The following is a 26,207-nucleotide window of genomic DNA, read 5'->3' as shown; positions in this document are numbered from 1 at the left end:
TTGGGATGTGACAAGGATGGAGAATTTTCGCTTGGTCATTATAACAGGTATGTCTGGTGCCGGTAAAACGCAGGTAGTCCGGGCCATGGAAGACCTGGGTTACTTTTGTGTGGACAACTTGCCGCCCATGCTGATTCCCAAATTTGCCGAATTGTGTGCCCAGTCGGGGGGCGGGGTGTCTAAAATTGCCTTAGTTGTCGATATTCGCGGCGGCGAATTTTTCGATACCCTGGTCCAGGTGCTGGAAGACATGGAAAAGCAAGGCTATATGTATGAGATCCTGTTTTTGGAGGCATCGGACGAGACCCTCATCCGGCGTTATAAGGAGTCCCGCCGCCGCCATCCGATGGCGCCGCACGGACGGATCAGCGAGGGTATTTTCCGGGAAAGGGAGCGGCTGGAACACATCCGGGGCCGGGCGATGCATATTATTGATACGTCCGACTTAACGGCGGCCCAGTTAAGGGGTAACATTGCCGGCATGTTTGCCGAAGACCGGGAATACGAACGGATGACCATTACCATCGTTTCGTTTGGTTTTAAATATGGAATTCCGCTGGATGCGGACATGGTTTTTGACGTAAGGTTCCTGCCTAACCCGTTTTATGTGGAATCCCTGCGCCGCCATAGCGGTCAGGAAGAACCGGTAATTGACTATATCTGGAAATGGCCGATTACCAAGCAGTTTCTGGAAAAATTGCTGGGGTTGGTGGACTTTTTGGTGCCGAATTATGTAAAGGAAGGCAAAAGCCAGTTGATTATTGCAATTGGCTGTACCGGCGGCTTGCACCGTTCGGTATTTATTGCCGATAAAATTTATGAATATCTTCGCAGTAAAGGATATAAAGCCAATGTTGAGCATCGGGACCTGCAGCATAACTTTCCCAAGAGCTGAGGTGTGTTGAATGCACTATTTAAAATGGCTGTACCCGGGCATGAAATTAAAGCGTTGGCTGTTGTTGTTTTCACTGGGCGTAATTGCGGCCAGCATCGGCTTGGCCATGGTTTTTAACTATAAATATGTGGGGTTGCTGGAAGAAGGCATTTTTCGTCTGGTATACCGCGCAACCGGTACTTATCACTATGCGGTAACGAGCTTTGTCGGTTTTGCCATAGTCATTATGGGACTCGCCGTTATGGGTTTTGCAACCCGGCGGATTATCCGGTCGGTGATCAGTGTAGTAATGCCGGAAGGACCGGATAAACTGATGGAGATCATTTTCGAAAAACGCAAGCTCAACCGGGGGCCGGTTATTGCCGTTGTCGGCGGCGGTACGGGTCTGTCCGTGCTGTTGCGGGGGATCAAAAGCGTAACCAGTAATATTACCGCCATTGTCACGGTAGCGGACGACGGCGGCTCTTCCGGCCGGATCCGGGAAGACCTGGGGATTATTCCTCCCGGCGATTTGCGCAATTGTCTGGTAGCGCTGGCCGATACGGAACCGCTTATGGAAAAATTGTTTCAGCACCGCTTTGGCGGTTCGGGACAGCTGGCCGGCCATAGCTTCGGCAATTTATTTATTGCCGCGATGACGGAAATATTGGGCGATGCGGAAATGGCCCTGAAAGAATCGAGCAAAGTTTTAGCCGTACGCGGCCGGGTTGTGCCTTCTTCCACGCAGACCATCCGCCTGTTGGCTGAAATGGGGGACGGCAGCGTTGTCGAGGGGGAATCACAGATTCCTCTGGCCAATAAACGAATTCGCCGGGTTTATATTGAACCGGCCGCCGCACCGCTGCCCAGTGCGCTGGAAGCTATCCATGAGGCCGATGCGGTCATCCTGGGACCGGGGAGTTTATATACCAGTATTATTCCTAATTTGCTGGTGGACGGTGTGGCCGATGCGCTGCGCCAGACCCAGGCCGTTAAGATTTATATTTGCAATGTGATGACTCAGCCGGGGGAAACGGACGGCTACTCGGCTTCCATGCATGTTAAGGCGATTTTGGAACACGCCGGTGACGGAATTATCGACTATGTGGTGGTCAATGCGCAAACGGTGGCATCGGGCCTGCAGGCGGCGTATGCCAACCAGGGGGCTTATCCGGTGGCGCCGGATACGGAAGAAATTGAACGGTTGGGAGTCAAGGCGGTGAAGGCTAATTTAATTAGTGAAACCAATCTGGTACGTCACGACCCGCTGAAATTATCCCGTACCATTATGTCCATGGTCTATAAACTCAAGGCGAATTCAGAGCGAATGAAACTGCTTGATTATTATTTGCTGGCGGAAAATATCAAAGAACTGAAAGACGAATCCTAATTGTGGTGTTGAAAAAAGTGGGTGAACCGGATTGTCCTTTTCAACGGATGTGAAAAATGAGCTGGCCCGCGTAGCAGGGGAGAATAACTGCTGTTTTATAGCCGAACTGGCTTCGCTGATGCGCATGGGCGGCACGATGCTGATCGGCGGCAACAGCAACCTGGGCATCAATTTTACAACGGAAAATGCGGCGGTGGCCCGGAAAGTCCTTTCTCTGATCAAGCGGTTTCCGCTTAAAACCGAAGTGGTTGTCAGCCGCGGCCGCCGGCTGAAAAAAAATAACAGCTATCTGATTAAAGCGATTCCGTCGCCGGTGGTGACGGAATTATTGTCCGCCCTGGGTATTATGCGCGGTGATAACATTAATGCCGGCAAAGATACGGGGTTATTGCGCAAAGCCTGCTGCCGGCGGGCTTATTTACGCGGCGCTTTTCTGGGGGGCGGTTCCGTCAGCCGCCCCGAGGGCGATTATCATCTGGAACTGGTGACGGGCAACCCCGACTTTGCCAAAACGCTGCAGCGGCTTTTAAAGGCATTCCATTTGCCGGCCAAAATGACCGACCGCAAGCAGGATTATATCATCTATTTAAAAGATGGCGATGCCATTACCTCCTTTTTACGCATTATCGGCGCCCATAATGCCCTCATGAATTTTGAAACCGTACGGGTCGTCAAAGAGATGCGTAATCAGGTCAACCGTCTGGTGAATTGCGAAACGGCTAATTTGCAGAAAACAGTCAACGCCGCGGTGCGGCAAGTGGAAAAGATCCGTTTTCTGCTTCGCCGTGTCGGGCTGGATAAGCTGCCTCCCGCCTTGCGGGAAACCGCCGAAATCCGCCTTGCCTATCCGGAAGCCACACTGCAGGAATTAGTCGCGCTAATGGAGCGGAAAGTAAGCAAATCCGGGATTAACCACCGCTTGCGCAAGCTGGAGCAAATGGCGGACAGTCTGGATTTCGACGGCAATTCGGAGCCGGCGGAGTAGTGCTCATCCTACAGATTTAGGGTTAACAGAGTACTGGGAATTATTTTGGAAGAGGGATTGACAAGGATTGGCAAATCTATATATACTAAATATAGTAACGTGTTACTGTTCAATCAGGCATGAGTTATATTATAACTCGTGCCTTTTTATTTTGGGGAGGTACATATGACCAACGAGACCGGGGATTTTTCCGTCCCCTTTATTGCCCCCGTTGATGGCCCGGCGCTGGCTTTGTCCCAGGTGCCGGATCCGGTTTTTTCCCGTAAAATGCTGGGGGACGGCGCAGCTGTCGAGGCCCGGGGAAAGACGGTCTACGCTCCCGTTGACGGCTGGCTGGAAATGATTTTTCCCACCAATCATGCTTTTGGTATTACCACAGCGGCGGGACTGACCGTTTTGGTTCATATCGGCGTCGACACGGTTGAATTGGCGGGCAGGGGTTTCACCCGCCTGCTGGAACCGGGAATCCGGATTAAAGGCGGCACGCCGGTGATTGCCATCGAACCGGGTGTTATTGCCTCCTATGGCAAATCAACGGCAACTTGCGTGATTATTACCGATATGGCGCCGGTGGCGGAATTGAACATGACCGGCCAGGATATTCTCCGGGGCGGTCGGGATATTCTGTTTGTGTGTACGCTTAAGCAAATTGGATGAAGAGGAGGCAGGTGCGGTGCGGCAAGATCATTATACGCTGGTCAAAGTGTTTAATAATAATGTGGTTCTTGCGCTCCGTTCGGGCCGGGAAGAAATTCTTTTCGCCCGCGGCATCGGTTTTGGCAGGAAGAGCGGCGATACCATTTTGGCGGCAACGCCGGTGGAAAAAAAGTTCACCATTATGGATGCCGGGAATTCGGGCCGTTTTCGGCAGCTCCTGACGCAGGTGGACGACGCTGTTTTTGCCATGTGTGAAGCCGTCATCGCCATGATCAGCTCGGAACTCAATGAGGAATTGAATGAGAACATTCATATCAACCTGGTAGAACACATTGCCTTTATGTTGAAGCGGGTCCGGCGGGGGGAAGAGTTTACCAATCCGTTTATGGTTGAAACGGAGATTTTGTATGAAAAGGAGTATCTGCTGGCGCAAAAGGCCGTGGCCATGCTGGAACAGCAGGCCGGCGTCCAAATTCCGGAGGGAGAGGCCGGCTTCATTGCCATTCATATTCATTCCGCCCGTAAAAACGGCAAGTTGTCGCAAACCATGCGCCAGACGTTTCTGGCGAACAGTCTGGTGGAAATCATTGAAGAAGAGCGGCAAATTGCCGTGGACCGCCAATCCCTTGATTATGCCCGGTTTGTTACTCATTTGCGCTATACCATGGAGCGTCTGCTGCGGCGCCAACGGATTACCAACGATTTGTTGCCGGTCATCCGGCGCAAATATAAGGCTTCCTACGCACTGGCGGAACAGTTGAGCGCCTATATTGCCGAGGAACTGGAAGTTGAGGTTCCCGTCGGGGAAACCGCTTATATTGCGCTCTATGTGGAAAAGTTATGCGTTCAATTTCCGGCAGGGCAAATGGGAAAATAAAAAACAGTGAGGGGGACCTGGAATGCCGAAGGATTATAATCAGATTGTTCTAAGTATTCTGGAATTTGTTGGAGGGAGGGACAATATTAAGCAAGCAGCCCATTGCTTAACCCGGCTGCGGCTCGTGCTGAAAGATGAGAGCCAGGTCAATCAGGCCCAGCTCGATGCCATTGAGGTTGTCAAGGGGAGTTTCGCTGCGGCCGGTATATTTCAAATTGTAATCGGGGCCGGTGAGGTGGAGAAGGTGTACCGCCAACTGCTCCAGGTTACAGGGCTTAAACAGGCCACCCTGGCGGATGTCAAAGAGGAAGGCGCCGCCAAGCTGAATCCGGTGCAGCGGCTGGTCAAAATTTTGTCGGATATTTTCATGCCCATTTTGCCGGCAATTATTACGGCCGGTTTGCTCATGGGCATAAATAACCTGATTGGGTCCAAGGGGCTGTTTATCGACGGTAAGAGTTTGCTGGACGCTTATCCAGGATTGCAGGGGACCTGGGACCTGATTAATATGATGGCCAATACCTCCTTCGTATTCTTGCCGGCTCTGGTCGGCTGGTCGGCAACTAAAAAGTTCGGCGGCAGCGAAATTCTCGGCATTGTTATGGGGCTGCTGCTGGTTCATCCCGACCTGTTAAACGGCTGGGCTTACGGCAAGGCGGCGGCAGGCATCGGCGGCGCCAAACTGCCTTATTTCAATATTCTCGGCGTGTTTCATTTCGAAAAGGTCGGCTATCAGGGCCAAATCCTGCCCATTTTAATCGCCGCTTATATTCTGAGCCAGGTGGAAGGATGGCTGAAAAAACGGGTGCCTGCCGCTTTGCAGTTGCTGATTGTGCCGATTACGACGATTGTAATTACGGGCGTTCTGGCTCTCGGCATCATTGGGCCGGTTACCCGTTCGATCGGCACTGTGCTGACTAGCGGCATTGTGGGGATTTATGAGCATGTTCCCGTATTGGGCGCGCTTATTTTCGGCGCCCTGTATGCGCCGCTGGTCATTACGGGCATGCATCACATGTTTATTGCCGTTGATTTGCAGCTAATTGTGCAAAACGGCGGCACCTTCATCTGGCCGATGATCGCCTTGTCGAACATCGCCCAGGGCAGCGCGGCTCTGGCCATGTTCTGGGTTGCCGGCAACGGCAAAGAAAAAAGCATGGCGTCTACCGCCGCGTTGTCCGCTTATGCCGGCATTACCGAGCCGGCTATGTTCGGGGTAAATTTACGCTACCGGTATCCCTTTTATGCTGCGTTGACCGGTTCGGTGGCGGCCGCAATTTTTATAACTCTGAACCGGGTATTGGCGCCGGCTATCGGCGTGGGCGGCCTGCCGGCCTTTATTTCCATCTTCCCGCAGAACATTCCCATGTTTCTGGTCGGGATGGTCATCGCCGTTGCCGTGCCCTTTTTATTAACCGTAGCGGTGGCTAAACACCGCCTGCTAAAAGCCGGTAAACAAGGAGCTGCCGTTATGGAATAGACAAAAATTTGCCGGTATCCGGCAACGGCAGCCCGCCGGTAAATCCGGGGGCTGCCTGGGAGGAAAAAAATGAAAAATCTCAAAGAGGAAGATTGGCGGCAATCTGTTATCTATCAGATTTATCCCCGCAGTTTTAAGAGCCATTCCAACCGTCCGGCCGGTGACCTCCGGGGGATTATAGAAAAACTGGATTACCTGGAGTTTCTGGGGATTGACTACATTTGGCTGACGCCGGTCTATAAATCGCCGCAACGAGACAATGGCTACGACGTAAGTGATTATTATCAGCTGGATGAGAGCTATGGAACTGTGGCCGACTGGGAGGAACTGGCGGCGGAAGCCAAAAGGCGCCGTATCGGCATTATAATGGATATCGTTGTCAACCATACCTCGACAGAGCACGCTTGGTTTCAAGAAGCCGCCCGGAGCCGGAACAGCGCCTGCCGCGATTTCTACATCTGGCGGGACCGGCCAAATAACTGGGTGTCAAAATTCGGCGGCCCGGCCTGGCAGTACGATGCGGCGACGGGACAGTATTATCTGCATCTTTTTGACCGCACCCAAGCCGACTTGAACTGGGAGAATCCGGCGGTCCGGGAAAAAGTATACGAGATGATGCGCTTTTGGGTCAATAAGGGTGTGAGCGGCTTTCGGCTGGACGTGATCAACCTGATTTCCAAAGACCGGGAATTTCCTGACGACCCGGACGGAGACGGACGGCGTTTCTACACCGACGGACCGCGGGTACACGATTATTTGCAGGAGATGCACCGGGCGGTTTTTACCTCAGCCGATGTATTGACCGTCGGGGAGATGTCCTCTTCCTCCCTGGAGCACTGTGCCCGCTACTCTTGTCCCGAACGGCGGGAACTGAACATGACCTTTAGTTTCCATCATTTGAAAGTGGATTATCCGCAGGGAGAAAAATGGGTGAAAGCAGATTTTGATTTTTTAGCCTTAAAGCAGATCCTCAGCGACTGGCAGACGGGCATGCACCGGGAGGGAGGCTGGAATGCCCTGTTCTGGTGTAATCATGATCAGCCGCGGGTTGTTTCCCGCTTTGGCGACGACGGCCGGTACCGGGTCGTGTCGGCTAAAATGCTGGCGACAGCGCTGCATATGCTGCAGGGAACGCCGTATATTTATCAGGGCGAGGAAATCGGCATGACTAATCCCGGTTTCTCATCCATTGAGAAATACCGGGATGTGGAAACCCTGCAGGCCTATGCCGCTAAAATTAAAGCCGGTCTGGACCCGGCGGCGGTTATGGCCGCCATTGGCCAGAAGTCGCGTGATAACGCCCGGACGCCGATGCAGTGGGATGATTCACCCTATGCCGGATTTTCCGCCGTAGAGCCATGGATTGCGGTAGCCCCTAATTATAAGGAAATTAACGTGAAGAAGTCTCTGCAGGACCTGGAATCCGTTTTTTATCATTACCAAAGGCTGATTGAACTGCGCAAGACCTATCCGGTTGTCACCGAGGGCGAATATGAACTTTTGCTGGCCGGGCACCCTGCTGTTTGGGCGTACCTCAGAAAAGGACAGGGCGAGATTCTGCTGGTGGTCAATAATTTTTTCCCTTACGCGGCGGCGGTGAGCTTGCCTGCCCATGCCGTCCCGGACAATTGGCAGCGGGAAGTGCTCATCAGCAATTATCCGGCAATGGCTTTGAAAAGCCGGTCGCTGGCGCTGAAGCCGTATGAATCGGTAGTGTACCGTTTTTGGCAGAACGGGGCCTGAGCCGGTCGCGAGATGTAAATTGCTTCCGTTTACATGCCAGGATTGCCTTGCTATAATGGTAATAAGTGTGTAAAACGGAGGTATTTATGATGAAGTGGTTGCAGCGTTTCGTGGCAGTAGCGGTGTTATGTATTACTTTGACCGGCCCGGCTTTGGCCGCCGGCTTGAACAATATAGACGTTCTAAAATTGCCGGAATGGCCGGTTCTTACCAGTTCCTACGGCGGTACGCTGCTGCTTTCCGACAGTCCGGAGACGGCGCCGGCCGACGGTATTTTGTATCAGGATACGGTAAGCGGCAACGTCCGCTTGTTTGTCTATAATGTAAACGGTACGTCGAAACCGAAAAAAATTGTGGTGCTGCTGGAAAACAGCGGGCCGAAAAACGCGCATGTCATTGTGTATCAGCACGGTTTCGCCGGTCCCAGTGAAAACTATATGGACGTAGGCAAGACGGCGCAGGCCGATTATCTGGCCGGCGGCGGCTTATACCGGACTGAGGTGCCGGCCGGGGACTCGGCCTATTTGGACCGTCATCTCAACGATGTGGTCGTTAAACCCAACATGCTGATTAACGGCATTTATGATTTTCTGACAGACCGGCCGGTTAAAGTCAGTGTATTGATGTTGCCGGTGCACGCCGACGCCGGGAGGTATATCCGCCATGCAAAGATATTGCCGGCCGATGCGCAGCACCTCCGCGGCACTTTCGAGGGCCCAAACCGCCTTTTGATTCCGGAGCAGGTCTATAATCCGGCAGATAAGCAGATGTTTGCCCTTACGCTGGCGGATAATAAAATCGACCGCTATCTGACGGGCGTGGATGCCACCGACGGCAGCCCGGTTGTGAATTACGGCAATTATGGGGTCATGTATAAATTATTCATCCCGTCGGATTATCCGGGGAAGATGGCATTTTTCCTGAATCCCCGCGGCGGGAGTTATGCGGGTTTTATCGGTCTTAAATACCGGCATGTGAAGTTGCCGTCGATTGCCACACCATCCGGCCGTCTGGCTCTGGGCGATGAAAAAATGACTGATTTTGCCCCTGTGGGAGTTTACGAAGGCGGCCAGTCGTTATGGTTTACTTTTTCACCGCCGGGTGCCTCCAATTTGCCGGTAAAACTGATCGTCATACCGCAATAACATTATTTTCCGCCTGCATATTGTCCCTGGTTTCAATCTATGTTATGATGAATTAGTAACGGGATACCGGCGTAAGGAGGGATTGGAACTATGAGTAAACATATTACGACTGTAAATACAGCTTCTTTGCAGAAAACCATTCTGACGGGCGGTTGCGGAGAGTGCCAGACTTCTTGCCAGTCAGCCTGTAAGACATCCTGCACGGTTGGCAATCAAGTCTGCCAGAAGTAGGTAACAGGGAAGGCCCCCTTGCCGCGTAGGCGATGGGGCTTAATTTTTTGAAAAGGTGAATTGCATGAATATACATAAATTCCGGGTAAATGATTTGTCTGTGCTGTTGGATGTCAACAGCGGCGCAGTGCATGTAATTGATGAAATTATATATGACATCATGGATTTTTTTGACGGCACCAACGATGCCGCAGTGATAGAGCGTCTGGCACCGGCATACGGCCGGGAAGCACTGGCGGAGGCACTGGCGGAGCTGCACGGGCTCATGGAGCAGCAGCTGCTGTTTGCGCCGGCTGTGGAGGTGCCTTTAACGTTCCGGCAGCAGCCGCTGGTCAAATCGCTCTGCCTGCATGTGGCCCATGATTGTAATTTGCGCTGCGGCTACTGTTTTGCCGGAACGGGTGACTTTGGTCACGAACGGGGGCTAATGAGCCGGGAAGTGGGGGAACGGGCCGTCGATTTCATCATTGACAACAGCGGTCCCCGCCGTCACTGCGAAATTGACTTTTTCGGCGGTGAGCCGCTCTTGAATCTGGATGTAGTCCGGCATGTCGTTGCCTATGTGCGCCGGCGGGAAGCCGAAACCGGCAAGATTTTCAAACTGACCCTGACGACCAACGGTGTTTTATTAAATGACGAGACCGACCGCTTCTTAAATGACAATAACATCAGTTTAGTGCTCAGCCTGGACGGCCGGCGGGAAGTGCATGATAAAATGCGGCCTTTCCCCAACGGCAGCGGCAGCTTTGACCTTATTGCGGCTAAAATCCGCCGGGTCGTCGATTCCCGGCAGGGACAGAACTATTTTCTGCGGGGGACCTTTACGGCTTACAATCTTGATTTTGCCGCCGATGTGTTGTCTATGGCCGATATGGGATTTACGCAGCTTTCCGTGGAACCGGTGGTAGGCAAAGATTGTGATTATGAAATCAAAGAGGAACATCTGCCGGAACTGTTCCGCCAGTATGAATTGCTGGCGCAGCAATATCTGGAACGGAAGCTGGCCGGCAAGGGCTTTGACTTTTTCCATTTCAACCTGGATATTAACAACGGACCCTGTCTGGCCAAACGCTTGAGCGGCTGCGGCGCCGGCCATGAATATTTTGCCGTCACGCCGGAGGGGGATTTGTATCCCTGCCATCAGTTCGTGGGGCGGGAAGGCTACCTGTTGGGCAATGTATTTGACGGAGTGAAGGCGACGGACTTGCCGGATACCTTTCGTCAGGCCCATGTACTGAACAAAGCGGAATGCGCGTCCTGCTGGGCCCGTTTTTACTGCAGCGGCGGCTGTCACGCCAACGCGCAGTTGTTTAATAACGACATTCATAAACCTTATAAAATCGGCTGTGAACTGCAAAAGAAACGGCTGGAATGCGCTCTGGCCATTCAAGCTGCGCTGGCTCTTCACAACCGTCCTATGCCCTGAGCTCCGTGCCCCGGGCCGAATAACTTACGGGAGGGTCAAGCATGTGTCTGGCTGTACCGGGAAAAATTATTGCCAAGCAGGATTTACTGGCTACCGTGGATATGAACGGCATAACCCGTAAAGTAAGTTTGATGCTGCTGCCTCAGGCTGATATTGGCACCTATGTACTGGTCCATGCAGGGTTTGCCATTCAGGCGGTTGACGACGCGGAAGCACAAAAGACACTGGAACTTTTTAAGGAGCTGGAAGGGTATGCAGCAGCTGGGGACTGAGGAGACACAGCGGGCGGCCGCTTTTCTTGCCGGTGAGATCCGGAAAATGGCTACCCGGCCGGTCCGTTTAATGGAAGTATGCGGTACTCATACGGTGGCGATTTTCCGGGCCGGTATCCGGCAGCTTTTGCCGCCGGCGGTGGAACTGGTCAGCGGTCCGGGCTGTCCCGTATGCGTCACGGCCAATGATTTTCTGGATACGGCGATTGCTTATAGCCGGCTTCCCGGGTGTATGATTGCCACGTTCGGCGATATGCTGCGGGTGCCGGGGTCATCCACCAGCCTGATGGCGGCCAAAAGTGCCGGTGCGGATGTTCGAATTGTATATTCGCCGCTGGATGCGTTAATGCTGGCGAAGGAAAACCGGTCCCGGCAAGTGATTTTTTTAGCCGTCGGTTTCGAAACGACGGCTCCGGCCATTGCTGCGACCGTTCAGGCGGCAGAGCAGTCAGGGGTGGATAATTTTTTCGTCCTTACGGCTCATAAACTGGTTCCGCCGGCCTTGCGCTTCTTGGTGGAAAGCCGCTGCCGGGTCGACGGCTTTTTGCTGCCCGGACATGTAAGTTCCATTATCGGCGAAGGGCCGTACCGGTTTTTGACGCAAGAATACGATATTCCCGCGGTGATTGCCGGGTTTGAGCCGCTGGCGATACTGCGGGCCGTTTATACCCTGGTGTTGCAGCTTCATCACGGCGAATGCCGTTTGGAAAACCAGTATACGGCGGTTGTGCCGCCGGCGGGAAACCCGGTGGCGCAGCAAGTCCTGGCGCAGGTTTATGAAACCGTCTCTTCCCGCTGGCGGGGGCTGGGAGTTTTACCTGCTTCCGGGCTGACCCTCACCAGCCGGTACAGACGGTTTGACGCGCGGCAACAGATTCCCGTGGCGGTGGAACCGATGCGGGAAAATAGCGGCTGCCGGTGCGGTGAAGTATTGCTGGGCGCCATCACCCCCCGGCAATGTTCCTTATTCGGCGGGCCATGCACCCCCGAATCGCCGGTAGGGGCCTGTATGGTATCGGTGGAGGGAACCTGCGCGGCCTGGTATAAGTATGGAACGGGGAGATGGAACCTTTGAAGAATGTAATTCAATTGGCTCATGGCAGCGGCGGCAAACTCAGCCACGAACTGGTATCGGCAGTGATTCAGCCGATACTGGGCAATCCGGTACTGGACCAGATGCATGATGCGGCGGCTGTTTGCATTCAGAATACCCGGCTGGCTTTTACCACGGACTCGTTCGTGGTAAAACCGCTGTTTTTTACCGGCGGCGACATCGGCAAACTGGCTGTTTGCGGTACGGTAAATGATCTGGCCATGACGGGAGCCGTTCCCCTTTTTCTAACGCTGGGATTGATTATTGAAGAAGGGTTTTCCCTGGATGAACTGGAGCGAATCTTGCATTCCATGGCCCGGGCGGCGGGGGAAGCCGGCGTGCAGATTGCAGCCGGCGATACCAAAGTGGTGGAAAAAGGAGCCGCCGACGGTATTTTTATCAATACGGCCGGCATTGGCGCGATTATGGAAGGGGTTCATATCTCGCCGCTTAACGCCCGGCCGGGGCAGGACATTATTATCAATGGTTTTCTGGGCGAGCATGCCCTGGCGGTCATGCAGGACAGGCACGGCTTGACTTTCCCCGCATCCCTCAACAGTGATTGTGCGCCGCTGGCAGGCTTGGTAAAAGAAATTTTAACCAAGGTGCCGGAGGTAGCCGTTTTGCGGGATCCGACCCGGGGTGGTCTGGCCACGGCGTTAAACGAAATTGCCTTAGCGGCCAAAGTGGGAATGCTCATTGAAGAGGAGGCCCTGCCGGTTTCTACGGAAGTGCGGGCCGTCTGCGATATACTGGGATTTGATCCCTTGTATCTTGCCAATGAAGGAAAAATGATTGTACTTAGCGAACATAAAAATACAGAGAATATTTTAACGGTTTTGCACAACCATCCTTATGGCCGGGAAGCCCGGGTTATCGGCAAAGTAACATCTCAGCCCGCCGGTCAGGTGGGTTTACGAACGGCTATCGGCGGTATCCGTCTTTTAGATATGCTGACTGGGGACCAATTGCCCCGCATTTGTTAGTCTCGGCGCCCACCGGACAATCCGGTCCCGGCAGTGCTAGATGCAGACTTTTTCGCATATGAATCAGATAAAGCGAAGGGAGGCTGAAGACGTTGGGTATGGATTATGGTCTTAAACTGGAATTATCGCAGAAACTCGTTATGACGCCGCAATTGCGCCAAGCCATAGCCATTCTGCAGCTTTCTACCCAGGAATTGGCTGGCATGGTGGAACAGGAACTGTTGGAAAACCCTGTTTTGGAAGAAGATGCACCGTTTCAGGATACGGACACCGCCGTTGAGGAGACGGCAGCGTCTGAGCCGGAATCAATAACTGATTATTTTGATTGGGCTGAATATTTTAATGACGGTACGGATACCGGCGGTGTGACCAGGAATGAGGACAAACCATCCTTTGAGATTTTTGCCGCCGGCGAAAGCTCGCTGCATGATCATCTGGAATTCCAACTGCATTTGGCTGTGCTGGAAAATGATGCCCGGGAGATTGGCGCCTACCTGATCGGCTGTATTGACGATAACGGCTATTTTTGCGGGACAACGGCCGATGCGGCTCAGTCTTTGGGAGTCACGGAAGAACGGGTGAATCAGGTACTGCGGGTTTTGCAGACTTTTGATCCGCCGGGTGTAGGGGCAAGAGACCTGAAAGAATGTCTCCTCATTCAAGTGGAGCAGAAAGGGATACATGACCGGTTAGTCCGCCTGATTATTGAGCATCATCTGGATGACGTGGCGGCGGGAAAATTCAAAATAATAGCGGAAAAATTAAATTGCACTCCCCATGAGGTGCAAAAAGCCGTGGATGTGATCCGGACCCTCGACCCCAAGCCCGGCATGGTTTTCGGGCGAAGCGGCGATCTGCAATATATTACACCGGACGTGACGGTGGAAAAGGTCAATGATGAATATGTCATCCTGGTGAATGATACCAATGTGCCCCGGCTGACGATCAATTCTTTTTATCGTCAGGTGGCCCGCGATGTTGACAGCGATGCCCGGAAGTACCTGGAAGGCCGGCTCAATGCAGCGGTCTGGCTTATAAAAAGCATCGAACAGCGGCGGCGTACTTTGTATAATGTAATGGAAGCCATTCTGGACATGCAGCGGGAATTTTTCGACTACGGGCCTAAGTATTTGAAACCGCTGACGATGCGCAAAGTGGCGGAACGGGTGGGTGTGCATGAATCGACGGTCAGCCGGGCCATTGCCAATAAATATGTGGAGGTTCCTCACGGATTGTATGGGCTGCGTACTTTTTTTTCCGCGGCGATCCAGGGAATGGACGGCGAGGATGTGGCTGCGTCCCGGGTGAAACGGGAAATGAAAGAATTGATTCAAAACGAAAGTCCGTCCCAGCCCCTGAGTGACCAGGTGCTGGCTAATATGCTTACGGAACGGGGCATGGCCATTTCGCGCCGGACGGTGACGAAATACCGGGAAGAGCTGGGAATTGCATCGTCCAGCAAGCGCCGGCGGTACTAACAGGCAGCAGAAAAAACTCCTACTCGCAGAGCAGGAGTTTTTTTGTTATTTGTTGTAAAAACTATGAAGGAGGAATATAACTTATTAAAATAAACGGAGGGGTGTTATGGATAAGATAACTATGGCGGAAGGGCCGCTGACCGCGGAGGAACTGCAAAAGCTTGACGCCTATTGGCGCGCAGCCCTGTATCTTTGTGTAGGTATGATTTATCTTAAAGGCAATCCACTCTTAACGGAACCTTTGGCTTTTGACGATATCAAGAAACGGCTGCTGGGGCATTGGGGATCTGATTCCGGCCAGGCTTTCACCTGGATTCATCTCAACCGGCTGATCAAGAAGTACGATCTAAACATGATTTTTATTTCCGGTCCCGGCCACGGTGCGCCGGCTTCCCTGGCGAATGCCTATTTGGAGGGGACTTATTCCGAAGTTTATCCGGATATTAGTGAAGACCGGGAAGGGCTGCGAAAATTTTTCAAGCAATTTTCCTTTCCGGGTGGCATCGGCAGCCATTGCACCCCCGAAACTCCCGGTTCGATCCATGAGGGTGGTGAATTGGGCTACAGCCTTTCCCATGCTTTCGGCGCGGCTTTTGATAACCCTGATTTGATTGTTGCGGTCATGGTAGGCGACGGCGAGGCGGAGACCGGACCTTTGGCCGCTTCGTGGAACTCAAACAAATTTTTGAATCCTGTCCGGGACGGGGCAGTATTGCCGATCTTACACTTAAATGGCTACAAAATCGCCAATCCGACCGTGATGGGAAGGATGAGTCCGAAACAACTGGAGAGTCTATTTATTGGTTATGGGTATAAGCCCTACTTTGTCGAGGGGTCCGAACCGGAAGCCGTGCATCGGACGATGGCGCAGACGCTGGACACCGTGATCGCTGAAATTAAGGAGATTCAACGCAAGGCGCGCACCGGGGAGTTAGCGCAATTTCCCGAGTGGCCGGTGATTATCCTGCGCACTCCCAAAGGATGGCGAGGACCGGAAGAAATAGCCGGGCACAAAATAGAAGATTTTTGGCGGGCTCATCAGGTTCCTTTCGACGTTGGGGAAAACCCTGCCAACCTGAAGTTGCTGGAAGACTGGCTGCGGAGTTACAAGCCGGAAGAATTATTTGATAAAAACGGCAGGCTGATTCAAGAACTAAAGGATTTGGCGCCTGCCGGTCTGCGGCGAATGAGCGCAAACCCTGTTGCCAACGGCGGGCTGCTGCGCAAGCCCCTGCGTTTGCCCGATTTTAGGGATTATGCCGTAGAGGTAGCTGCGCCCGGTGTAAAATTGGCTGAAAATACTTATACTCTCGGTACCTTTTTGCGTGATGCCATGCGGAATAATATGACCTCTTTCCGTATTTTCTGTCCCGACGAAATGGCCTCCAACCGTCTTACCGCCATTTATGAAGTTACGAAAAAGACCTGGCTGGAGACAATCCGGCCCGAGGACGCCGACGGCGGGGAACTGTCGCCCGACGGCCGGGTAATGGAGCTGCTCAGCGAGCATACGCTGGAAGGCTGGCTGGAGGGATACCTGCTGAGCGGACGCCATGGAGTATTCGCTTCTTATGAAGCGTTTATCCATGTCATTGACTCGATGTTCAACCAGCATGCCAAATGGCTGGCGAAATGCCGGGAGGTTCCCTGGCGGGCTGCCGTCGCTTCCCTGAATATACTGGTTACTTCCACGGTCTGGCGGCAGGATCACAACGGTTTCAGCCACCAGGACCCCGGTTTTCTGGATGTGGTTACCAACAAAAGTCCGGATGTTACCCGTATTTATTTGCCGCCCGACGCGAACTGCCTGCTTTCGGTGATGGACCATTCTCTGCGCAGCACGGACTATATTAATGTCATCGTGGCCGATAAAAAGCCTCATCTTCAGTATCTGAATATGGACGAAGCCATTAAGCATTGTTCTAAGGGGATCGGTATCTGGGACTGGGCCAGCAATGACCAGGGAAGTGATCCCGATGTGGTAATAGCCTGCGCCGGCGATGTGGCAACTATGGAAGCGCTGGCGGCGACCAGTTTGTTGCGGGAGCACTTTGCCGGTATCAAGATCCGCTTCGTCAATGTGGTCGACCTGTTTAAGCTGATGCCCCAAAGCGAGCATCCCCACGGCCTGTCGGACCGGGACTTTAACAGCTTGTTTACGCCGGATAAGCCGGTGGTTTTCAATTTCCACGGCTATCCCTGGCTGATCCATAAGCTGACCTACCGCCGCAGCAATCAAAAAAATATTCATGTGCGCGGTTATAAGGAACAAGGAAATATTAATACGCCGCTGGAACTGGCCATGTTAAATCAGACAGACCGGTTCAATCTGGCCATTGATGTGATCGACCGGGTTCCCCGGCTCCAAACTGCCGGGGCTCACGTCAAGGAGTGGTTAAAAGACCAAATTATTGAGAATACCAATTATGCCTATGAGAACGGCATTGATAAGCCGGAGATTACCGGCTGGAAATGGCCCTATGAATCCGGGGCGGGGATAAAATAAACGGTGAAAAGAACAAATTGACAAGTTGCCCGGCAGCATTAGGCTGCCGGTTTTTTTGTGGGATCGGAAAGTATAACTTTTCGGGGTATTGTTAGATAGTACGTCTTTAGTAAAAAAACGAAAAGTAAAATACTTAGAGGGGAAAGAAGAAATCCTTGCGGTAGGATGGTAAATTTTTAGTATTTTCTAAAAAATGACTGTTCCGTTTTCCCTTTTTCATATATAATAAAGATAAAGAAGGATCTGGCGAAAGTGGGAACTTAAGGAGTGGAAATGACACATCAAAGTTTTTTAAAATTATTGTGTAACGGACCGGTTATTCCGGCACCGCGGATGATTGAAGATTTTAAATTTGCTTTAACCCAGACGGCGGCACCCAGTATTATTTTGTTATTCAGTGATGTAAATACGCTGCCGGGGCTGTTGGCACAAGCCCAGCAGCATAAAAAGCGGTTAGTGGTTCATTTGGACTTGCTGGATGGAGCGGGTAAGGACCGGGCCGGCATCAAGTTATTGGCCCGGATGGGAGTAACCGCCCTGATTACCACCAAGCCGCATTTAGGAAAATTCGCCCGGGAAGAAGGCATGATCGTAATTCAGCGCCTGTTTCTGGTGGATTCCGAGGCGTTAAAAACAGGCATTCATTTGGTAAACAGTTATAAACCGGACGCCCTGGAGGCTCTGCCGGCTTCCATTCCGGCCAGTACGGTGGAACAACTGGCCCGGGAAACTAATTTGCCTATTTTAGCCGGCGGTTTGTTGCACACCCGGGAAGATGTGGCGAATGCCCTCCGCAACGGAATCAGCGCCGTAAGTACAAGTCACCGGGAATTATGGGATTTTTCTGATATGTGAAAAAGTTATTTTATGTTTTCTGTAAATTCCGGCAGGAATATGGTTTTGGCTGCAGAATACATATTAATAAATAAAAGCAGTCAACAGCATATTGGGACTAGAGATAAGAGAAGTCCGGTTTACGCCCCTGATTACAAGTGTCAGAGGGAGGTAAATTGTGGACTTTTTTCTTGTCTAAAAATAGGAGGCGGTGCCCGGCATAGTCTGAATCTTCTTTACTTTCCGGAGGTGGCTAGAAGGTAGGTTAAAAAAGAAAAAGGGGGATTTGCTTATGTCTAATCTTTTTGGGGAATTTTTCGGTACCATGGTCTTAATAATTTTTGGTTGTGGCGTAGTTGCTAATGTTCTACTGAAAAAATCCAAAGGGGAAAATTCCGGTTGGATCGTTATTACCACAGGATGGGCGATTGCGGTTATTATGGGGGTATTTGCTGCGGTTTCCACCGGAGCTCCTCAAGCCGACATCAATCCCGCCGTTACGTTGGCGAAAACGTTTATGGGCGTATACACCGGCGCTCAAGCTGCAGCCACCATGCTGGCTCAACTGTGCGGCGGCATTGTAGGCGGCGCGGTTGCCTGGCTGGCTTATTTACCCCACTGGGAACTAACGGAAGATAAAGGGCTGAAACTGGCGGTATTCTGCACCGGTCCTGCCGTCCGCAATTCGACTGCCAACCTCCTCTGCGAAATTATTGGTACTACTATGCTGGTAACCGTTATCTTCTGCATTTTTGCAAAACCTGTCGGCGGTGTGGCCCCCGGGTTTGGTCCGTATCTTGTCGGTATGCTGGTCTGGGGTCTCGGCTTAAGTCTTGGCGGTCCCACGGGATATGCCATTAACCCGGCCCGTGATTTGGGCCCCCGTATTGCTCATGCGATTCTTCCCATCGCCGGCAAAGGCGATTCCGACTGGGGTTATTCCTGGATTCCCGTAGTTGGTCCGTTTATCGGCGGTGCACTGGCTTTTGCAATCGGCAAAGCGGTTGGTATTATCTAAAAAAAATAAAAACACAGAAAACAAAAGACGGGAATGAATGGGTTGTTTGCTGAATTTATTAAAAGGGAGTGGCTGTTATGGGAAAAAAATATGTTCTGGCGTTAGATCAGGGGACTACCAGTTCGCGAGCCATTGTATTCGATCAGGGATCGAACATTGTGGCGGTAGCGCAGAAAGAATTCACGCAGATCTATCCCAAACCGGGCTGGGTGGAGCACAATGCCGAAGAAATCTGGAGCACGCAGATTGGCGTCGCGGCGGAAGCGGTAGCGAAAGCGGGCATTGAGGCCAAGGATATTGCCGCCATAGGCATTACCAACCAGCGGGAAACGACCGTTGTTTGGGAAAAGAGCACGGGCAAACCGGTTTATAACGCCATTGTCTGGCAATGCCGCCGTACGGCGCCCATTTGTGATGAATTGAAAGCCAAAGGACTGGCCCCGATGTTCCGGGAAAAAACCGGTCTGGTAGTGGACGCCTATTTCTCCGGCACCAAGGTAAAATGGATTCTCGATAATGTTCCGGGAGCCCGGGAAAAGGCGGAAAAAGGGGAACTCTTGTTCGGTACGATTGACACCTGGCTGATTTGGAAATTAACCGGCGGCAAGGTTCATGTCACGGATTATTCCAATGCTTCCCGCACTCTCTTGTTTAATATCCGGGAGCTGAAATGGGACGCGGAAATTCTAAAAGAGTTAAATGTGCCCGCATCCCTGCTGCCGACGGTCCGTCCGTCCAGCGACGTCTATGGCACGACCGATCCGGCTGTTTTCCTTGGTGCCAAAATACCTATCGCCGGTGCGGCGGGAGATCAGCAGGCCGCCTTGTTCGGCCAAACCTGTTTCCAGCCCGGGATGGCGAAGAATACCTACGGTACGGGTTGCTTTATGCTCATGAATACGGGCGACAAACTGTTTGAATCCAAGAACGGCTTATTGACGACCATCGCCTGGGGCTTGAACGGCAAAGTGGAATATGCCTTGGAAGGAAGTATCTTTATTGCCGGCGCGGCGGTGCAATGGCTGCGGGACGGGCTGAAACTGATTGAAACGGCGCCTGATTCCGAATATTATGCCAAAAAAGTAAAGGATACAGAAGGCGTTTATGTAGTACCGGCTTTTGTCGGCCTGGGGGCTCCTTATTGGGATATGAAGGCCCGCGGCGCGATTCTGGGGTTGACCCGGGGCAGCAGCAAGGCTCATATTGTCCGGGCCACGCTGGATTCGCTGGCTTATCAGACCAAAGACGTACTGAGCGCAATGGAAGCCGATTCCGGCATTACGCTGCAGGCGCTGAAAGTTGACGGTGGTGCCGTAAGCAACAATTTACTGATGCAATTCCAAAGCGATATTCTTGGTGTTCCCGTTGACCGTCCGCAAGTCACGGAAACGACGGCTTTGGGAGCAGCCTACCTGGCCGGCTTGGCGGTCGGTGTCTGGCAGAGTAAAGAAGATCTGGTCCAGAACTGGAAACTGGATGCCCGCTTTGAACCTTCCATGAACCAGGATGTGCGCGGCCAGTTGTATAAAGGCTGGCAAAAAGCTGTCAAACGGGCCATGGATTGGGAAGATTAATTTGATAACGGGACTTTGAGATGAAGAGACAGTCCTCACCACGTATAGGTAACGATGCGGCCACGTGAGGACTGTCTCTTATTTTACAAATTTAACCATTGATTGATTTTTTTGCCAAAAAGGTTATTGGGTTGCGAAAAAAGCGCTTTTACAGAGCTTTTAATATATAAACTAGGAAGTCAAACATTATGGTTCTCCTGGAGGAGAGAAGGAAGTGAAAAGGATGGCAGACAAAATGAAAACGGATGTAGTCATTGTTGGCGGCGGGATTACCGGCACGGCTATTGCCAGAGAATTGTCCAAGTATGAATTAAAAGTTGTTTTGCTGGAAAAAGAGCCGGATATTGCCGTTGGCACGACCAAAGCCAACAGTGCTATTGTTCATGCCGGTTTTGACGCTCACCCCGGTACCTTGAAAGCAACCTTGAATGTTCGCGGCAATGCATTATACCATCAAATTGCGGACGAACTGGGACTGGATATTAAATGGACGGGTTCGCTGGTAGTGGCGGTGAATGAAGAGGAAATGCGTTCTTTGGAGGAACTGCTGGAACGGGGACGGGGAAATGGCGTTCCCGGATTAAAAATGTTATCGCGGGATGAAGTCCTGGCGCAAGAACCGAATTTATCCCAAGCTACGCTGGGGGCTTTATGGGCGCCTTCCGCCGGAATCATGCTGCCCTTTGGCGCCGCCGTCGCATTTGCCCAGAGTGCGGTGAAAAATGGCGTCCAAGTGATTAGGGAATGTCCGGTAAAAGGATTTACTATGAAAAACGGCCGGATAAGCGGGGTTCGCACGCCGCGGGGCGAAATGGCCGCTTCGTTTGTTATCAATGCCGCCGGGATTCATGCCGATGATATCAGCCGCCTGGCCGGGGACAGCAGCTTTGAAATTAAGCCGCGCAAGGGAGAATATATTCTTTTTGATAAAAAGGTATCGGCTTTAATCAATAATGTCCTGTTTCCGACCCCGACGAAAGTTTCCAAAGGAATTTTGGTTTCGCCGACGGTACATGGCAACATTTTTATCGGACCCAATGCCCAGGATATTGACGATAAAGAGGATGTGGCGACAACGCCGGACGGCTTGGCGGAAATTATCGCCGGGGCGCAGCGGCTGGTGCCGAGGCTGCCGTTAGGCGCCGCCATTACCCAATTTTCCGGCCTGCGGGCTGCGGCTACAGGCGGCGATTTTATTATCCGGCCTTCGGCCGTTGTGGCGGGACTGATTCATGCCGCCGGGATTCAATCGCCCGGGTTGACGTCCGCTCCTGCCATTGCGGAACTGGTTGCCGATATTTTGCGCCGCGAAGGCCTGGCGATGAAGCCTAAAGCTTCCTTTGATCCGGTAGTGCCGCGCTATATTCCTTTCCGGGAATTGTCCGCCGAAGAGAAACAGCGGCTGATTGCGTTAAATCCGCTGTATGGACGGGTTATATGCCGTTGTGAAACCGTGACGGAAGCGGAAATTGTGGCAGCCATTCATTCTCCTTGCGGCGCAAGAACCATTGACGGGGTAAAACGCCGCACCCGGGCCGGCATGGGACGCTGCCAGGGCGGGTTCTGCGGCCCGCGGGTTACGGCGATTCTGGCGCGGGAATTGAATATTCCGATTACGCAAGTCCGTAAAGACATGCTGGAGTCATATCTTTTTTACGATAAAATAGAAATACCCGCAGACTGTGAGGTGGCCTGCAGTGAATGAACAAATTTATGATGTAGCCGTCATCGGCGGCGGTCCGGCGGGCTTGGCGGCGGCTTACAGCGCCCGTCAGGCCGGGGCGGAAAAGGTGCTGGTTATTGAGCGGGACCGGGAGTTGGGCGGCATTTTGCAGCAATGCATTCATAACGGATTTGGTCTGCACCGGTTTAAGGAAGAATTGACCGGCCCGGGATATGCCAGCCGTTATGTCCGGATGGTAAATGATCAGGACGGGATTGAAGTTATGCTGGATACTATGGTTTTGGAGGTCAGCCGGGATAAGCATATTTTAGCGGTTAATCCCCGTAACGGCCTCGTCAGCATTGCCGCGAAATCGGTTATTCTGGCAATGGGATGCCGGGAAAGAACCCGCGGCGCCATCCGGATTCCGGGGGGAAGACCGGCCGGCGTGTTTACGGCGGGAGCCGCTCAGCGGATGGTTAACATGGAAGGCTATTTGCCGGGGAAAAACATCGTTGTTCTCGGATCGGGGGACATCGGTTTGATTATGGCCCGCCGTCTGACTTTGGAAGGGGCCAAAGTGCAGGCCGTGCTGGAAATTATGCCTTATTCCAACGGGTTGACCCGCAATGTGGTCCAGTGCCTGGAAGACTATGACATACCTTTGTATTTAGCCCATACCATCACCAAAGTTCACGGTCAGGACCGGATAACCGGCGTCAGTTGCGCTCAGGTTGACGATGCCAAGTGTCCGGTGCCGGGAACCGAATTTGATATTCCCTGCGACTGTTTGCTATTATCGGTTGGCTTGATCCCGGAGAATGAGTTATCGCAGCAAGCCGGGGTTGAATTGGACGGGATTACGGGCGGGCCGGTGGTGGACCAAACCCGGCAGACAAACCTCGCCGGCTGCTTTGCCGCCGGCAATGTGGTTCATGTGCACGACTTGGTTGATTTTGTATCGGAAGAAGGCGATATTTCCGGGAAATACGCCGCTCTCTATGCCCGGGGGGAAATGCCGGTACCACAGCGATTTTTGCCGGTTAAGCCGGGCCGCGGTATGAGGTCGGTAGTGCCGCAGCGCATTGCTCTCCGCAAGACCGACGATGGTCAGATACGGTTATTTATGCGCGTTACCGAACCCAAACCGAAGGTTACGTTGGAGGTTCTCGGCGATGGCGGGATATTGCTTAGCCGTAAACTGCCGATTGTAAAACCGGGTGAAATGATTGTTATTGACGTCCCGGTGGAAAAACTGTCGGCCATTGACGACGGGATTGAAGTCCGGCTGGCGGAGTGACAGCGAATCAGGAATGATGGGATTAACGGGAAATAAGATTCGAAACCGATCTATGGAGGTGAACAGGGATGGCGGAAAGTAGCCGGAAAATTAGTTGTATCGTATGTCCGTTGAGTTGTATGGGCGAAGTCACTGTTGAAAATGGTGAGATTAAAGCGATTAGCGGTTTTACCTGTCAGCGGGGGATGAACTACGCCCGGGAGGAGGTCACTGCTCCCAAGCGGATGCTGACGACGACCGTCCGGGTCCTTAGCGGTGAATTGCCTTTATTGCCGGTCATATCAAAGACGGCCCTGCCCAAGGAGAAAATAGTGGAATGCGCCCGATGCCTGTCAGGATTGACGGTAACGGCGCCAGTCCGGGAAGGGGATGTGGTCTGCGCCAATATCCTGGGGCTGGGAGTGGATATTGTGGCCTCCCGGAGCCTCAACAAAATGGCGGGATAAACGGAAAAAGCGGCTGTCGGTTAGACAGCCGTTTTTTTTTGTGGGATAGAAGATTTTTACTGCCAAGGCAGGTTTTTTTCTTTGCTGGCAAGAAAAATAACCGGAGGAAATTGATTCGAAGCTCAACCAACGTTCTTATCCACGTATAATGGCCGGGGGCCGGGCATACATTGAAGAAACCGGTTGAAGCCGCAAGGAGGTAACAATTTTTGGCAAATGAATTGGATGTTGTTTTGCGGCTGGTTCTCGCCTGCCTATTAGGCGGTATTGTCGGTTATGAGCGGCAGGCAAAACATAAGGCGGCCGGACTCCGGACGCATATTCTGGTGTGTCTGGGGTCCTGTCTGATCATGTTCCTGTCAATCAGCATTTGGAAAACAACTATCGGATTAACGAAAGCAGACCCGGAGCGGCTTGCGGCTCAGGTCGTCAGCGGTATTGGCTTTTTGGGGGCCGGCTCGATTCTTACTCAAAAGCGGTTTATCACCGGTCTCACAACGGCGGCCAGTTTATGGGTAGTAGCCGGGATCGGACTGGCCGTTGGCAGCGGCAGTTTTGTAAGCGCCGTAGCTACAACGGTTCTGGCCTTTTTGACATTACGTATTCTTTCGCGGTTTGAAGCTGCGGTGATTGGCAGTGACTGCCTGATGGAACTTTGTGTCGTAACCGTGAATCGGCCGGGACAAATCGGCAAAATCTCTTCTAGTTTAGGTGATATGGGGATTCGCATCCGGGACATCCGGATGGAGTCTCAAGAGGAGCAAAAAAACCTTTCAATTACCTTTTCCCTAAGTTTACCGCCGCAATTACAACCAAGTGACGTACTGACGAATCTGATGAATATCGACGGAATGGAAGCCGTCCATCATCAATAAGCGTTGTTCATACATAAATGCTTGCGGTCCGGTGCATAATCCTAATATAAAATGATTACGGGCAAGGAGGATTTACTATGGCAAGCGAAGTGGATTCCCTGTTTATGGAGCGGTTTGTGCCGTTCCGGGAGCGGGTGCTGACGGCTGTGGCCGACAAGCATCCCCAACTGATGGGTATGGTGAATGCGTTCTTAAGCGGAAAACAAAACCGGTTCGGTGTAGAGGTTACGGAAAAGGGAAATGTGAGCGGCCGTTATACCCTGCATCTGGCGGGGGTGAAAATTTCCCGGACGGAACCGGATAAGCTGTCACCGGAGATTCATCATCCGTTTCTCGGCGTGATCCGGCCCTATTTGGTTGTGGAAAAAGCTACGCTGGAGGCAATGCTGGCGAATGAGGCGGCGTTCATGGAAGATACCGCCGCAGCCATCCGGAAGTACTTGCCGGAAGTGACGGTTAAATTTCTGCGGGATTAGTGAAGCGTAGAAGGAATAGTTAAACGACCTGGCCCTGGCCAGGTCGTTTAACTATTTTTTTGCGCAGGACCGGAAAGTATATAATGAATAAATCAGTTTTTCATTCCAACCAACGGAAACATTTCGTTCCAAACGTTGGCGGCGAGTCGACAAGCGGCGAGTGAGATTACCCGGTAAAAGTCACTGGCAAGCGGGGTTAGATAGTCGGATTTTAGCTTGGCACAGTACTTGCATTTAATAATTGCATCACAATAAAAGGAGGTCCTATTTATGCTTGTTGGTGTGCCACTGCTTATGCGGACAACGGTTTCCATATAGTAATTTGTATGAATATTGGCAATTTGAAAGGGCAGGAGGATACAGCCATACTGGTTTGATTGATTTGTAATTCGCGAGAGGGGGAGAACAAATGAATTTGTTTCGAACAAAAAGTATTGCCGACATGATTGCCGGGACGGAAAAACATGCCCTAAAAAAATCTCTTGGCGCCATGGATCTGGTGCTACTCGGTATCGGATGCATTATCGGCACAGGTATTTTCGTCCTTACTGGAGTAGCTGCCGCCAAATATGCCGGACCGGGGATCATGTTATCTTTTGTTCTGTCAGGTCTTGCCTGTACATTTGCCGCACTGGCTTATGCCGAACTGGCCGCAATGGTGCCGGTAGCAGGTAGTGCCTACACCTTTGCCTATGCGTCCCTGGGAGAAATAATAGCGTTCGTTGTAGGCTGGGCTTTGGTTTGCGAGTATACGGTCGGGGCGTCGGCGGTTGCCGCCGGCTGGTCAGGCTATACCGTTGGACTGCTTAAGTCGGCGGGAATTATATTGCCCAAGGCTTGGACGGCAGTTCCGGCGGATGGGGGAATTATTAATTTAC

24 protein-coding genes are annotated in these 26,207 nt (G+C 52.2%); all 24 read left to right on the top strand.

Going from position 1 to position 26,207, the window contains the following annotated elements; translation table 11 throughout:
- Positions 1-16: 16 nt before the first annotated feature.
- On the top strand, positions 17-895 hold the full coding sequence (gene rapZ / locus LUCIF_RS03320) for an RNase adapter RapZ (protein ID WP_122626457.1): 879 nt from the start codon (positions 17-19) through the stop codon (positions 893-895).
- Positions 896-905: 10 nt separating this feature from the next.
- Positions 906-2,264: a gluconeogenesis morphogenetic factor MgfK gene (gene mgfK / locus LUCIF_RS03315; RefSeq protein ID WP_122626456.1), complete on the top strand. Its 1,359-nt coding sequence runs from the start codon at positions 906-908 to the stop codon at positions 2,262-2,264.
- Positions 2,265-2,313: 49 nt separating this feature from the next.
- Positions 2,314-3,249 (top strand): DNA-binding protein WhiA, encoded by a 936-nt coding sequence (gene whiA, locus LUCIF_RS03310; protein ID WP_243638675.1) that lies wholly within the window; start codon positions 2,314-2,316, stop codon positions 3,247-3,249.
- A gap of 165 nt (positions 3,250-3,414) precedes the next feature.
- Positions 3,415-3,906 carry a PTS sugar transporter subunit IIA gene (locus LUCIF_RS03305; RefSeq protein ID WP_122626454.1) on the top strand — a complete coding sequence of 164 codons (492 nt, stop codon included), beginning with the start codon at positions 3,415-3,417 and terminating at the stop codon, positions 3,904-3,906.
- Positions 3,907-3,922: 16 nt separating this feature from the next.
- A complete protein-coding gene (locus LUCIF_RS03300) occupies positions 3,923-4,783 on the top strand; it encodes a PRD domain-containing protein (RefSeq protein WP_126720567.1) in 861 nt (286 codons plus the stop codon).
- Positions 4,784-4,805: 22 nt separating this feature from the next.
- Positions 4,806-6,263: a PTS system trehalose-specific EIIBC component gene (treP, locus tag LUCIF_RS03295; protein WP_122626452.1), complete on the top strand. Its 1,458-nt coding sequence runs from the start codon at positions 4,806-4,808 to the stop codon at positions 6,261-6,263.
- Between the two features lie 69 nt (positions 6,264-6,332).
- Positions 6,333-8,006, top strand: coding sequence for an alpha,alpha-phosphotrehalase (treC, locus tag LUCIF_RS03290; RefSeq protein ID WP_122626451.1), 1,674 nt, complete (start codon positions 6,333-6,335; stop codon positions 8,004-8,006).
- A gap of 86 nt (positions 8,007-8,092) precedes the next feature.
- A complete protein-coding gene (locus tag LUCIF_RS03285) occupies positions 8,093-9,151 on the top strand; it encodes a copper amine oxidase (protein WP_122626450.1) in 1,059 nt (352 codons plus the stop codon).
- A gap of 90 nt (positions 9,152-9,241) precedes the next feature.
- Positions 9,242-9,382, top strand: a complete 141-nt coding sequence (gene scfA, locus LUCIF_RS03280; RefSeq protein ID WP_122626449.1) for a six-cysteine ranthipeptide SCIFF — start codon at positions 9,242-9,244, stop codon at positions 9,380-9,382.
- Between the two features lie 64 nt (positions 9,383-9,446).
- Positions 9,447-10,808 carry a thioether cross-link-forming SCIFF peptide maturase gene (scfB, locus tag LUCIF_RS03275; protein WP_122626448.1) on the top strand — a complete coding sequence of 454 codons (1,362 nt, stop codon included), beginning with the start codon at positions 9,447-9,449 and terminating at the stop codon, positions 10,806-10,808.
- A gap of 41 nt (positions 10,809-10,849) precedes the next feature.
- On the top strand, positions 10,850-11,080 hold the full coding sequence (locus LUCIF_RS03270; RefSeq protein WP_122626447.1) for a HypC/HybG/HupF family hydrogenase formation chaperone: 231 nt from the start codon (positions 10,850-10,852) through the stop codon (positions 11,078-11,080).
- Positions 11,061-12,155, top strand: a complete 1,095-nt coding sequence (hypD, locus tag LUCIF_RS03265) for a hydrogenase formation protein HypD (RefSeq protein ID WP_122626446.1) — start codon at positions 11,061-11,063, stop codon at positions 12,153-12,155. Before LUCIF_RS03270 ends, hypD begins: the two co-directional genes overlap by 20 nt.
- Complete coding sequence (gene hypE / locus LUCIF_RS03260; RefSeq protein ID WP_243638674.1) at positions 12,152-13,159, top strand: hydrogenase expression/formation protein HypE; 1,008 nt, start codon at positions 12,152-12,154, stop codon at positions 13,157-13,159. Before hypD ends, hypE begins: the two co-directional genes overlap by 4 nt.
- 98 nt (positions 13,160-13,257) lie before the next feature.
- Positions 13,258-14,637, top strand: a complete 1,380-nt coding sequence (gene rpoN / locus LUCIF_RS03255) for an RNA polymerase factor sigma-54 (RefSeq protein ID WP_243638678.1) — start codon at positions 13,258-13,260, stop codon at positions 14,635-14,637.
- A gap of 106 nt (positions 14,638-14,743) precedes the next feature.
- A complete protein-coding gene (locus LUCIF_RS03250) occupies positions 14,744-17,143 on the top strand; it encodes a phosphoketolase family protein (RefSeq protein WP_243638672.1) in 2,400 nt (799 codons plus the stop codon).
- Between the two features lie 273 nt (positions 17,144-17,416).
- Positions 17,417-17,998 (top strand): glycerol-3-phosphate responsive antiterminator, encoded by a 582-nt coding sequence (locus tag LUCIF_RS03245; RefSeq protein ID WP_122626443.1) that lies wholly within the window; start codon positions 17,417-17,419, stop codon positions 17,996-17,998.
- Between the two features lie 271 nt (positions 17,999-18,269).
- Positions 18,270-18,995, top strand: coding sequence for an MIP/aquaporin family protein (locus tag LUCIF_RS03240; RefSeq protein ID WP_122626442.1), 726 nt, complete (start codon positions 18,270-18,272; stop codon positions 18,993-18,995).
- A gap of 77 nt (positions 18,996-19,072) precedes the next feature.
- On the top strand, positions 19,073-20,569 hold the full coding sequence (gene glpK, locus LUCIF_RS03235; protein ID WP_122626441.1) for a glycerol kinase GlpK: 1,497 nt from the start codon (positions 19,073-19,075) through the stop codon (positions 20,567-20,569).
- Between the two features lie 223 nt (positions 20,570-20,792).
- Positions 20,793-22,274, top strand: coding sequence for an NAD(P)/FAD-dependent oxidoreductase (locus LUCIF_RS03230; protein ID WP_122626537.1), 1,482 nt, complete (start codon positions 20,793-20,795; stop codon positions 22,272-22,274).
- On the top strand, positions 22,267-23,532 hold the full coding sequence (locus LUCIF_RS03225; protein ID WP_122626440.1) for an NAD(P)/FAD-dependent oxidoreductase: 1,266 nt from the start codon (positions 22,267-22,269) through the stop codon (positions 23,530-23,532). The genes LUCIF_RS03230 and LUCIF_RS03225 overlap by 8 nt, the downstream gene beginning before the upstream one ends.
- Positions 23,533-23,600: 68 nt before the next feature.
- A complete protein-coding gene (locus tag LUCIF_RS03220; protein ID WP_122626439.1) occupies positions 23,601-23,978 on the top strand; it encodes a DUF1667 domain-containing protein in 378 nt (125 codons plus the stop codon).
- Positions 23,979-24,187: 209 nt separating this feature from the next.
- Entirely contained in the window at positions 24,188-24,853 is a 666-nt protein-coding gene (locus LUCIF_RS03215; protein WP_122626438.1) for an MgtC/SapB family protein, read from the top strand.
- Positions 24,854-24,930: 77 nt separating this feature from the next.
- Positions 24,931-25,329 carry a hypothetical protein gene (locus LUCIF_RS03210; RefSeq protein ID WP_122626437.1) on the top strand — a complete coding sequence of 133 codons (399 nt, stop codon included), beginning with the start codon at positions 24,931-24,933 and terminating at the stop codon, positions 25,327-25,329.
- A 409-nt stretch (positions 25,330-25,738) separates the two neighbouring features.
- Positions 25,739-26,207, top strand: a 469-nt coding sequence (locus tag LUCIF_RS03205; protein WP_122626436.1) for an amino acid permease, incomplete at its 3' end; no start/stop codon positions are given.

The sequence above is a fragment of the Allolucifera butyrica genome (genome assembly GCF_900476375.1).
Lineage (GTDB): Bacteria > Bacillota > Negativicutes > Sporomusales > UPPP01 > Lucifera > Lucifera butyrica.
The sequence above is the reverse complement of the archived record's forward strand: the minus strand, read 5'-3'. Positions and strand labels throughout refer to the sequence as shown.